10 protein-coding genes are annotated in these 11,212 nt (G+C 70.2%); 4 read left to right on the top strand and 6 right to left on the bottom strand.

All coding sequences use genetic code 11. From position 1 onward, the window contains the following. The 5 genes from DJ81_RS01985 to glpA form a co-directional block, all read right to left on the bottom strand. On the bottom strand, window positions 1-873 hold an 873-nt coding region (locus DJ81_RS01985; protein WP_141212507.1), incomplete at its 3' end, for a VCBS repeat-containing protein. A gap of 103 nt (window positions 874-976) precedes the next feature. Next, entirely contained in the window at window positions 977-1,975 is a 999-nt protein-coding gene (locus DJ81_RS01980) for a hypothetical protein (protein ID WP_094528265.1), read from the bottom strand. Between the two features lie 185 nt (window positions 1,976-2,160). Continuing rightward, window positions 2,161-3,675, bottom strand: a complete 1,515-nt coding sequence (locus DJ81_RS01975; RefSeq protein WP_094588189.1) for an anaerobic glycerol-3-phosphate dehydrogenase subunit C — start codon at window positions 3,673-3,675, stop codon at window positions 2,161-2,163. Continuing rightward, complete coding sequence (gene glpB / locus DJ81_RS01970; RefSeq protein ID WP_094522274.1) at window positions 3,672-5,051, bottom strand: glycerol-3-phosphate dehydrogenase subunit GlpB; 1,380 nt, start codon at window positions 5,049-5,051, stop codon at window positions 3,672-3,674. The genes DJ81_RS01975 and glpB overlap by 4 nt, the downstream gene beginning before the upstream one ends. Then, a complete protein-coding gene (glpA, locus tag DJ81_RS01965; RefSeq protein ID WP_094588187.1) occupies window positions 5,051-6,859 on the bottom strand; it encodes an anaerobic glycerol-3-phosphate dehydrogenase subunit GlpA in 1,809 nt (602 codons plus the stop codon). Before glpA ends, glpB begins: the two co-directional genes overlap by 1 nt. A gap of 404 nt (window positions 6,860-7,263) precedes the next feature. Between glpA and glpK the strand changes: the two genes are divergently transcribed. Together glpK and DJ81_RS01955 are read left to right on the top strand one after the other, a co-directional pair. Beyond that, entirely contained in the window at window positions 7,264-8,805 is a 1,542-nt protein-coding gene (gene glpK / locus DJ81_RS01960) for a glycerol kinase GlpK (protein ID WP_094522272.1), read from the top strand. Beyond that, window positions 8,806-9,912, top strand: coding sequence for a hypothetical protein (locus DJ81_RS01955; protein ID WP_094588185.1), 1,107 nt, complete (start codon window positions 8,806-8,808; stop codon window positions 9,910-9,912). It begins immediately after the preceding gene. A gap of 17 nt (window positions 9,913-9,929) precedes the next feature. Here the strand turns inward: DJ81_RS01955 and DJ81_RS01950 are convergent, their stop codons facing one another. Then, the gene (locus DJ81_RS01950; protein ID WP_094522270.1) at window positions 9,930-10,331 is read right to left on the bottom strand and encodes a hypothetical protein; all 402 of its coding nucleotides are present in this window, start codon (window positions 10,329-10,331) and stop codon (window positions 9,930-9,932) included. Between the two features lie 154 nt (window positions 10,332-10,485). Here DJ81_RS01950 and DJ81_RS01945 point away from each other — a divergent pair, with 154 nt between their 5' ends. Then, entirely contained in the window at window positions 10,486-10,692 is a 207-nt protein-coding gene (locus tag DJ81_RS01945) for a hypothetical protein (protein WP_094522269.1), read from the top strand. Between the two features lie 76 nt (window positions 10,693-10,768). Then, a partial coding sequence (locus DJ81_RS01940; protein ID WP_141212506.1) for an AAA family ATPase occupies window positions 10,769-11,212 on the top strand: 444 nt, incomplete at its 3' end.

Genomic DNA, 11,212 nt, shown 5'->3' with positions numbered 1-11,212 from the left:
GTCGTCGCGGCCGTCGTTGTCGAAGTCGGCCGCGACGACCGTCCGGACGCGGTCGGGCTCGCTGAGGGCCGCCGACGCGACGTCCTCGAACTCGCCGCCGGATCCGTGACGGAGGAGGCGGTTCGGCCCGTCCTCGTTGCCGACGGCGAAGGCGAACGTCCCGCCCTCGTCGACGAGGGAGGCGCCGCGGGTGTCGCCCGCGGGGTCGGCCAGCGCGCCGCCGCCGGTCGGGTCGTAGTGGCCGTTCTCGTTGCGGAACAGCCGGTTCGGGCCGCGCTCGACGCCCGCGAACAGATCGCCCTCCCCGGAGCAGTGCGGGACCGCGAGCAGGGACCGACAGCCGCCGTCGACCTCCAGCCCGACGGCGCCGGCCATGTCGGTTATCTCGCCGTCGTCGCCGAGCTCGTAGAACGCGAGCGGCGCGGCGTACCCGGAGACGGCGACCCCGTACCGGCCGGTCCCGAGCCGGTCGAGAGCGGCGACGGACCGGCCGGCGCGCACGTCGAGGCGGTCGGCGTTCACGTCGAGCGCGAACACGTCCGTCCAGCGGTAGCCGTCGGATTCGAGGCGGCTCAAGAGGAGGTCGGGGTCGCCGCCGCCGTCGACGCCCTTGGTGCAGTTGTGGACGTACACCTCCTCGCAGCCGTCGGCGTCGAGGTCGGCCGCGCAGACGCCCATCCCGTGGCGGGTCCCGTCGGCGACGATGCCGCAGGCCGTATCGACGAACCGGTCGCCTTCGCGGGCGTACAGTCGGTTCGGTTCGCCGTAGCCAGCGACGAAGACGAGCGGTCCGTCCCGTCCCGGCGTCACCGTGACGCCGTACCCGCGCATCGGGTCGTCGTCGCCGACGAGGTCGGACCGCTCCGTGAACATGATATCCCGTCACCGCTGGGAGAATATGAACTCACGGGTTGGATTCAGCCCGAGACGCGTAAATCCGGCTCCGATTTCTCGTTACGGATTTCGCTCGCCGTCCCTACAGGTTCCGCTCGATGTACCGGTTCATCGCGCGGACGCGCCCCTCGTCGAACGTCCACATCCCGCGCCAGACCCGCGGTTCCGCCTCGACGGCGAGGAGGCCAACGCCGCCGTCCATGCCGCGATCGAGGTCCGATCCCGCGCCGCCGTCGACCGAGGTGGGTCCCCCGGGCGGTCGGTACACGACGAACCAGCTGTGGGTGAAGTCCCGGCTGTCGCCGCCGTGGACCACCGCGTCGAGGCCGCGAGGGAGGTCGTCCGGCACGCCGTACAGGTGGGTGTCGACGCCGGCGTCGACCACGCTCTCGTACACCTCGCGGGTACCGACCTCGTCTTCGATCCGCGAGAGGCGCTGGAACGACGACCGCAGCGTCCCGTCGCCGGCCACCCAGGCGGCGCGTTCGATGAACCGGGAGATGGTGATGAGGAGGAGCTTCTGGCGGTTCGACTCGGGGTAGCCCCGAAGGGTGAACGTCGTGTCTTCGAGGCCGCTTATCACCGACGGGAGGTCGACATCCTCCAGCGTTCGGCTCCCGGTGACGTACAAGTCCGAGTTAACGAACAACACCGCGTCGCCGAGCTCGCCGAGCGTCGAGCCGGCGACGACCTCGTCGCCCTCGACGAGCAGCGCGAGGTTCTCCACTCCGCCGGGGTCGTCGCCGTCGAACGGGACGGCGTCGTTCCGCCGGAGCGCGTCGACGTCGATCACCGGCCTCTCGCCCGCGTCCGGGGATCGCATCGTCAGCCGCTCGGCGGAGAGCCCCGCCCCGCTCGCATCAGCGGGTCCGTCGGATCGCGCGCCGGGATGGTCGGATCGGGTCTCGGTCGGGTCGGACCCGGTGCCCCCGTCGCCCGCGAGGCTCCGGTCCGCCACCTGCACCGCGTCGCCGAACGTGTCCGTGAGCATGTTGAGAACGGGGTCGGGGTCGGTACGGTTGACGACCACGATGGATCGCTCGACGTCGTCGTATCGATCGAGGAGCTGTTCGAGCGTCACGTAGGCCGTCTCGGGAACTCCGCTCATTAAACGTTTGTCCGCGCTTATCCGGTCTGAGAAACGGACGCGTCGCCGAGCTGACCGGGCGTCGAGCCGACGGTGTTCCGAGGCGAACCGACGGTGTTCCCAGGCGAACCGACCGACCGCGGGAGCGGTCGGATCGCCTCCCGCTCAGCGCCTCTCGCTCAGGCGCCGACGGTCTCTTCGAGCAGCTGCAGCGGGTGTTTGATCTCGTACCCCGTCCCGTGTTCCATCTGCATGGCGCAGGTGGGGCACTCGGTCATCCCCACGTCGCCCTCGGCGTCCTCCATGTGTTCGAACATCTCCTCGCCGATCTTCATCGACTTCTCGTACTTCTCCTCCTTCCAGCCGTACGTCCCCGAGATACCGGAACAGGAGTCGCCGACGTCCTCCATGTTCACGCCGTCGACGTCGCGGAACGTCTCGACGGCCTGCCGGGCGAGCCCCTGATTGCGGGCGTGACACGGCGCGTGGTAGGCGTACGACCGATCGTCCGCGAGCTCACTGCCCGCGAGCTCGCCCTCCAGGTCCTCGTGGATCCGGAGGTACTCCAGCGCCTCGTAGGTGTGCTCGGAGACGTCCTCGATCCCGTGGATGTCGAACAGCTCCGGGTACTCCTGCCGGAGCGACATCGAGCAGGAGGTACAGGAGGCGATCACGTCCGCGCCCTCGCCGATGGCCTCGATCAGGCTCTCGACGTTCGTCTCCGCGTGCCGGCGGGCGTCTTTCAGCATCCCGTTCGCGAACATCGGGGTGCCGGAGCACTTCTGCGGGGGGACCATCACCTCGTAGCCGAAGTGCTCGTACACCCGGACCATCGCCTTGCCGACCTCGGGCGTGTTGTAGTTGGAGTAGCAGCCGTGGAAGTAGGCCACGCGCTTGTCCGGGTCCTCCACCTGCGCGCCGCCGCGAGCCTTCCACCACTCACGGAACGTCTCCGTGGCGAACTCGGGGAAGTCGCGCTCCTTCGGGATGCCGAGCGTCTTCTCCATCGCCCAGCGGACCGGCCCGAAGTTCATCGCGAACGACGCGGTGCGCGGGAAGACGCTCGCCAGCCGCGCCGAGGTCCGGTAGTTCGCTAAGATCCGGTTGCGGACGTACTCGACCGACAGCTTCTCCATCTGCTCTTCGACGAACTGGCCGCGCGCCTCGTTGTGCATCTGCGAGAGCGGCACCGAAGAGGGGCACGCGTCGTCGCAGCGCATGCAGTTCGAACAGGAGGTGATCGACTCGTCGATGTCGTGGTCGTCCTTGCGCTTGAGGCGCCACTGCTCGGGCCCTTGGAACTTCGGCCCCGGGAACTCGTCGTCGACTTCGGCGACCGGGCAGGAGGTGTCGCAGCTCGTGCATTTGTAGCAGGAGTCGGCCCCCTCGCGGAGGTCGAGGTCGCCGCCGGGGAACACGTCGACCGGGTCGTACGCGTCCGGGTCGAGCTCCGCCGAGTCGGAGCCGCCGGTCGCGCTCTCGACGCCGCCGTCGGTGGCTGGTCTCTCGTCGGCCTCGCTCTCGTCGGCCTCGCTCCCGCCGGCCCGCTCCCCGTCGTCGGGGACGAAGATCGACGGCTGTTCGTCGCGGCCCGCCTCCGGTACGCCGGGACTGGCCCGCGGCTCGCTCCCGTCGCCGCGCTCTCTCCCCGTTCCGTCCGTCGCCCCCGTGTCGTCCGGTGTGTCTCGTGTCATTGGGTCGCCTCCGTCGCCGCCTGCCGCCCGGCCACGAGGCCGGTCGCGAGCGACACTCCGCTCGCGGACTTCTCCCGCGCCGCGTCCGCGCCGCCGACGACGCCGCCGGCCGCGAAGACGTTCGCGTACTGTGCCTCGCCGTCCCCGTCGAGCGGGCGCCCGCGCTCGTCGGGGCGCACGCCGAACCGCGCGTACGGCTGGTCGCCGAACGCGTCGTCGACGAACCACTCGTAGCGGTCGTCGGGCTGCTCGACGTGTAAGTCGAAGACGGGCTCGCGGACGCCCTCGCGGTCCGAGTCGAGCCCCTTCCCGACGAGCCCGCCGGTCGCGAGCACGAAGGCGTCGGCGCCGTACGGCGTCTCCCTCCCCTTCCGATCGACGGCGACCGTCTCGATCCGGCCGTCCGCCTCGGTCTCGATCCCGGCGACTGGGTTGCCGGTCTCGAACCGGACGCCCTCGGCGTCGAGCGCGTCGTAGAGCGTGTCCTCCAGGCGGAGCCCCGGGAGGCTCGGCGGCCCCATCGGGATCTCGAACACGTCGGCGCCGAGCCGGTCGGCCAGCTCCGCGCGCACCTCGTCGCCGCGGTCGTCGCCGAGGAACGCCGGGAAGCCGACGCGCTCGACGCGGTCGACGCCGCCCGCCTCGTCGACGACGTCGTGGAGGTGCGGGGCGACCGCCTTCGCGAGCGCCTCGCGGGCGGGGACGCCGTCGATCTCCTCGTCGTGGTCGAGCGCCTTCGCCAGCCGGGTGACCTTCGCGTCGGCCCGGAACGCCTCCGCGAACTCCACCTCCGCGCCGGCGACGTCGAACGGGACGCCGGCGGCCTCCAGCCGGCCCGCGAACGCCCGCGCGTCGTACTCCGTCAGCGACCGGAACCCCACGATGAGCGCCGGCCGGTCGTCGCTCGCGAGCCCCGCCTCCGCGGCCGCCGGGTACCGCGCGGTCGGCTTCACGCTCCCGCCGAACGTCGGCAGGAGCGCGTTACGGTCGGTGTGGCTCCCGCGGTACGCGTCGCCGGCGAGCTCGTCGAACAGGTCGAGTCCCTCCCGGAGCGCGTCCGCGCCGATGACCCGGTAGGGGTGGCTCTCGGGGAGCCGGTCGATCCCCTCGAAGGGGTCGGCGAGGGGTCCCTCGGGGTCGGGCCACTCGTCGCGGTCGAGCTCGCGGCCCGCGGTCGGCGGTCCCTCGCGGAGCGGCTGCGCCGGCTCCGTCGCCGGGACGTAGCCGAGCGCGTCGATCAGCCCGGAGGCCTGCCGGAGCGTGCTCGACTTGTGGGAGACGAGCCGCACGTCGGCACCCTCGCGGGACGCCGAAATCGCCGCCGTGATCGCCGCCAGCCCGCCGCCGACGACGAGGACGTCGCTGTCGATCGCCATCAGCGCCCTCCGTCGGTCGTCGCGTTGTCACCTGCGCGACCCCCGTCGGTCGTCGCGTCGTCACCTGCGCGACCCCCGTCGGTGGCGGCGGTCCCGGCGTCGCCGCCCTCGTCGGCGTCGGCGCTCGCCGGGCCGGACCCGGCGCCCGCGTCGAAGGCGCCGAAGTCGACCTCGCCGTCGAGGTTCGCGGGGTCGCCGTCGCGGTTCATCGTCGTCGCGTGCAGCAGGTGGTTCAGCATCGCCTGCGAGAGCTGCCGCCCCCACAGCGCGTGGCGCTGGCCCTTCCAGCGCTCCTGGTACAGCTCGTCCTCCGCGTCGCGGACGACGGGCTCCGGGTACTCCCGCGCCAGCTCCGAGGCGATGCGGTGGGTGCAGAAGCCGCCCTGACAGTTCCCCATCGAGGCGCGGGTGCGGAGCCGGACCGCGTTGAGGTCGCTGCCCGCCTCGCCGATGGCGTCCTGCACCTCGGCGCGCGTGACGCCCTCGCACTCGCAGACGATCGGGTTCGGGTCGTACTCGTCGAGTACCTCGTCCGCGCGCGACCCGAGCCGCTGCCCGGAACGGCGGGCGACCGGCGAGCGGAGCCCGAACTCGTCCATCAGCTCCTCCATCCGCGCGTCGCTCTCCGACCCGGGCAGCGGCGCCTCGGCGGTGTCGCAGGTCGCCTCGTGACCGAGGACCTCGCAGACGTGGTCCGAGATGGACTCGGCCATCATGCGGTAGGTGGTGAGCTTCCCGCCGACGATGGTCGTCATCCCCGGCAGGTCGTCGCGGTCGCCGTGGTCGAGCAGGAAGTAGTCGCGCGTGATGTCGGTCGGGTCCTCGGTGCCCGTTCCCGGCGGCTCGTAGAGGGGGCGGACCCCCCAGAACGACCGCAGCGTGCGGGCGTCCTTCAGCGCGGGCACGAGCTCCGAGAGCGTCTCGATCATCAGGTCGACCTCCCACTCCTCCTCGGGGTAGTCCTCGGGGTCGTCGACCTCCTCGTCGGTCGTGCCGAGGATGCAGGCCGTCTCGTGCGGGACGACGATGTCCGCGTCGCCCTTCGGTCGGCACCGGTTGATGACGGTGTCGACCTGTCGGGTGTTCATCACGGTCATCACGCCCTTCGACGGGCGCACCTCTACGTCGACGCCCGCCATCTCGCCGACGTTGCCGGCCCACGCGCCGGTGGCGTTGACGACGTGTCGCGCGCGGATCTCCTCGGTCGTCCCGGGCTCGCGGTGGACCCGCTTGCCGGGGCCGGTCTCGTGTTCGATCTCGACGCCGACGACCTCGCCGTCCTCGACGAGCACGTCGGTCACCGGGGCGTGCGTCTCGACCCGCGCGCCGTGCTCGCGGGCGTCGGCCGCGTTGGAGACGCAGAGCCGGAAGGGGTCGACCGCGCCGTCCGGGAGCGCGATCGCCTTCTCGACGTCGCGGGCGAGGTACGGCTCGCGGCGGCGGGCCTCCTCGCCGTCCAGCACCTCGACGGGGATGTCGCACGCGCGGCACCCCTCCAGCTTCTCCTGGAAGTACTCCTCGGAGTCCTCGGGGCGCTTGACGAACATCCCCCCCGTCTCCTCGACGCAGTGGGACGCGATGTCGCGGAGCACCCGGTTCTCCTCGATACACTCCCTCGCGCTCTTCTGGTCGGAGACCGCGTACCGACCCCCGCTGTGGAGGAGCCCGTGCATCCGTCCCGTCGTGCCGTGCGTCAGGTTCCCCTTCTCGACGAGCACCGCGTCGAGCCCCCGCCGCGCCAGGTCCCTGACGACGCCGCAGCCGGTCGAGCCGCCCCCGACGACCACGACGTCCACCTGATGGTCCATAACCGACCGCTCGGACCCCGTCCACTTTACTTTACCTCCTCTTTACGGGTTCGCATAACTATCAGGGACGTTCAAGTAGTGCAAGCGTTAGCGCCAACGGTTTGTTTATATATCCTCTTTTTGAACCGCGCTCAAAAGCGGATTTTAACAGTTAGATTATTATGGTAGTACATTATGTTCACGAACGGCGTGGTAGCTTCCGTGAAGATATACCGCGGCGACGGCGGTGACCCCCGTCGAAACGCGGCCGCGCGTCCGGCCTGCGGGTCGGACGCGGTCGCTCGGGGGTCGCCTCACGGAGCCGAATCCCGGCCGAGCCGGGACGCGACCCTCTCGGGACGCGCCCGGGACGGGATCGGCGGCGTCGCCGCGTGCGGACCAGCGCCACAGGAGGGATCCAAAACATGACACAGTACGTCGGTGCGATAGACCAAGGGACGACCGGCACCCGATTCATGGTGTTCGACCACGAGGGCCAGGTCGTTACGAACGCTTACGAACAGCACGAGCAGATTTACCCGAACCCCGGATGGGTCGAGCACGACCCGATCGAGATCTGGGAGAACACCCAACAGGTCGTCCTCGACGGGCTCGCGGACGCGGGGCTGGAGGCGGACCAGCTCGACGCGATCGGGATCACCAACCAGCGCGAGACGACGATCGTGTGGGACAAAGACTCCGGAAAGCCGGTCCACAACGCCCTCGTGTGGCAGGACCGGCGGACGACGGACCGCGTCGAGGAGATCCAGGAGGCCGGGAAGGTCGAGGAGATCCGCGAGAAGACCGGACTGGAGTGCGACGCGTACTTCTCCGCGACCAAGACCGAATGGATCCTCGACAACGCGGAGCCGCTCAAGATGTCGGCGTCCCGCGGCCGAGACCTCCGCGACAGGGCCCGCGACGGCGAGCTGCTGATGGGCACGATCGACGCGTGGCTCATCTACAACCTGACGGGCAACCACATCACGGACGTCACGAACGCTTCCCGGACCATGCTGTACAACATCCGGGACATGGAGTGGGACGACGAGCTCCTCGAGGAGTTCGACGTGCCGCGTGAGATGGTGCCCGAGGTCCGACCGTCCTCCGACGAGGACTACTACGGCCACACGGACGCGGACGGCTTCCTCGGCGAGGCGGTTCCCGTCGCCGGCGCACTCGGCGACCAACAGGCCGCGCTCTTCGGGCAGACCTGCTTCGACAAGGGCGACGCGAAGAACACCTACGGAACCGGCGCGTTCTACCTGATGAACACCGGGGAGGAAGCCGTCGCGTCCGACAACGGGCTGCTCACGACGGTCGGCTTCCAGATGTCCGGCGAGCCGGTACAGTACGCGCTGGAGGGGTCGATCTTCATCGCCGGCGCGGCGATCGAGTTCCTCGAGGACGTCGACCTGATCAACAACGCCGCACAGACCGCGGAGCTGGCCCGATCGGTCGACTCGACCGACGGCGTCTACATGGTTCCGGCGTTCACCGGGCTCGGCGCCCCCCACTGGGACGGCCGGGCTCGCGGGACCATCGTCGGGATGACTCGCGGCACCGCCAAGGAACACATCGTCCGGGCGACGCTGGAGAGCATCGCCTACCAGACCCGCGACCTCGCGGAGGCGATGGAGGCCGACTCGGGCGTCGAGATGACCAGCCTCCGCGTCGACGGCGGCGCGGTCAAGAACAACTTCCTCTGTCAGCTGCAGGCCGACATCATCCAGACGGACATCGTCCGGCCGGAGGTCGACGAGACCACGGCGCTCGGCTCGGCGTACGCCGCCGGCCTCGCCGTCGGCTACTGGGACACCGTCGACGAGCTCCGCGATAACTGGCAGATCGACCGCGACTTCTCGCCGGAGAAGGAGCAGGAAGAGGTCGACAAGCTGTACGACCGCTGGGACGACGCGGTCGAGCGCTCCCTCAATTGGGCACAGGACGACGAGGAGGACGAGTAGATGAGCGCCGAGGCTTCGGCGTTGCTCGCGTCCGGCGACCTGCTCGCGCAGTCCGGCGGGGTGCTCGCACAGTGGAGCGCCGGTTCGATCGGCGCGGTGCTCGACATCCTGCTCGACCCGACCATCTGGCTCGGCGCGGCCGCCGGCGGGGCGTTCGGCGCCGCGCTCGGTGCGCTCCCGGCGTTCATCTTCACCGGCTTCCTCGTCATCGCCGGCGTGTGGGGCGGTGACGCCGCCATGGGGTCGGGCGTCGGCGTCGGGTTCGGTCCCGTCTTCGGGCCGCACATCTCCTTCGCCGGCGGTGCGGCGGCGTCGGCGTACGCGGCGAAGAACGGCGCGATGGAGTCCGGCTTCGACTACCACAACGCGAAGGACATCGGCTTCGCGCTCGGGAGTCGACCTGACATCCTCGCGGTCGGTGCGGGGTTCGGTGTGTTCGGCATCGTGCTCGAACAGACGCTGCGGAACCTGGCGATCCCGACGGACCCGATCGCGTTCACCGTCGTCGCCAGCGCGCTGGTCCACCGGGCGGTGTTCGGCTACTCGGTGATCGGCAACGTCAGCAGCAAGGCGAGCGGCTACTTCGACATGGGACCGTTCGAACGCGAGGAGATGCGCGATCCGAATGAGGTCCCCGGCGACGGCGACAAGTCCAGCGAGGACCGCCTCGCGGTCGAGCCGTGGCTGCCGAACATGTACAAGTGGTCGCACGTCGCGGCGATCGGTGCGGCCGCCGGACTGGCGGCCTCCTACGCCGCGATCCAGACCGGGAACGTGTTCCTCGGGTTCGGTATCAGCGCGGCGACGCTGCTGTTCCTGAACCTCGGCGTCGACCGGATCCCGGTCACTCACCACATGACGCTACCGGGCGCGACGGCGTGGGCGGCGTTCACGGGAGCGGGCTTCAGCGGCACGGTCGGACTGATCGCGGGGGCCGGGTTCGGCCTCCTCGGCGCCGTGATCGGTGAGGCCTTCCAGCGCGTCTTCTACGCGCACGGTGACACTCACGTGGACCCGCCGGCCGCGGCGATCTTCATCTCGTCGTCGATCCTCGCGGTCCTGGCGATCCTCGGCGTCCTCGGCTCCATCTGGGTGCCGGGAACCTAAGCGTCGCCTTCCGGCTTTTATCCCGCCGGAAGCGTCGAAGAAAGAACCACGTACGCAACGACACCAGCGATGATCCCGACACCAACCGAGGTAACGAACCCTTGAGTGAACGCGAACGCGGCGACGGCGATGACGGACAGCACCACCAGCCCGATTCCGGCGGCGCCGTGGTGGTACGCCCCGACCGTCGGGTGGTCGCTGAGCGACGTCCGGTCCGACTCCGGGACCCGAACGCTCGCGTGATACGGGACGTACAGCCGGACGCCGACGCCGGCGGTCGCGGCGACGATAGAGGCGAACTGGACGTCGACGACGAGCTCGCGGACGACGAGGAACGCGGCGATCGCGACGATCAGCGCAACCGCCTTGCTCCGCTTGTCGGCCTTGACGACCGACTCGTCGAACTCTGGTTCGGACATACTCCGCGGGAGGCGGCCGGGGGTGTTAAGATTGTGGACGGCGGCGGGAGCGATCGCGTCGCCGTTGTCGTCGCCGGTGCCGTTCTCGGCCGCGACCGCCGGCCGGCGACGGCGTTCGAGGTGGATTTAACGTCGCCGGGCGAGAGGGGCCGATATGAACGCGGAGACGCTGGGACTCGAGAGGCGCGACGGTCGAAACATGCTCGTGGTCGCCGGAATCGTCACTCTCGTGGTGGCGGCGACCGCGGAGGGACCGGTCGGGGCGCGCGTCGTCGCCGGCGCGATCGTCGGCGCGGTCGCGGCCGCCGTGTTCGTCGCCTCGACGCTCCTTATAAACCGGTACAAGCCCGACGGCTGGTGAGGTCGCGGCGGCGAGCCGGTCGGACCGAGCGCCGCGCTTCGTGCCTGTTTTATTCGGACACACAGGAGGGTCGAGCGTGAACATCGACGACCGGATCGAGCGCAGGCTGGGGTACGACGCCGGGGCCGGCGTCCTCGTCGACCTCGACGCCGTCTCCCCCGTCTCACACGTGGACTCGCCCACCGGTCGGGGGCCGGTGTTCGAGCGCCTGCTCGACGTCTTCAGCCCGGCGTTCTCCGGGACGCTCCCGCCGAGCGCCTACGTGCACGGCCCGAAGGGGAGCGGGAAGTCCGCCGTCGTCTCCGCGCTGTTCGACCGCCTCGCGTCCCACAGCGGCCCGCGGCGGGCGATCCAGACGACGACGAGGGCGGTCGAACCCACTCTCCCGGGGTTCGTGTACGTCGACGCCCGCCGCGGCTCGACCCGGTTCCGGCTCTACCACGACGTCCTCTCGACGATCGGCGACGACCCGGTCCCGGAACACGGGATCGGCACCGACGAGCTCGCGGACCTGTCCCCT

This window comes from Halorubrum sp. Hd13 (genome assembly GCF_002252755.1).
Lineage (GTDB): Archaea > Halobacteriota > Halobacteria > Halobacteriales > Haloferacaceae > Halorubrum.
This window is presented reverse-complemented; position numbering and strand designations above follow the sequence as displayed.

Excerpts from the sequence above, each read along its gene's own strand:
- glpK (WP_094522272.1), top strand. The coding sequence starts at position 7,264 with ATGACACAGTACGTCGGTGCGATAGACCAAGGGACGACCGGCACCCGA.
- DJ81_RS01945 (WP_094522269.1), top strand. The coding sequence starts at position 10,486 with ATGAACGCGGAGACGCTGGGACTCGAGAGGCGCGACGGTCGAAACATG.
- glpB (WP_094522274.1), bottom strand. The coding sequence starts at position 5,051 with ATGGCGATCGACAGCGACGTCCTCGTCGTCGGCGGCGGGCTGGCGGCG.
- glpA (WP_094588187.1), bottom strand. The coding sequence starts at position 6,859 with ATGGACCATCAGGTGGACGTCGTGGTCGTCGGGGGCGGCTCGACCGGC.
- DJ81_RS01975 (WP_094588189.1), bottom strand. The coding sequence starts at position 3,675 with ATGACACGAGACACACCGGACGACACGGGGGCGACGGACGGAACGGGG.
- DJ81_RS01955 (WP_094588185.1), top strand. The coding sequence starts at position 8,806 with ATGAGCGCCGAGGCTTCGGCGTTGCTCGCGTCCGGCGACCTGCTCGCG.
- DJ81_RS01950 (WP_094522270.1), bottom strand. The coding sequence starts at position 10,331 with ATGTCCGAACCAGAGTTCGACGAGTCGGTCGTCAAGGCCGACAAGCGG.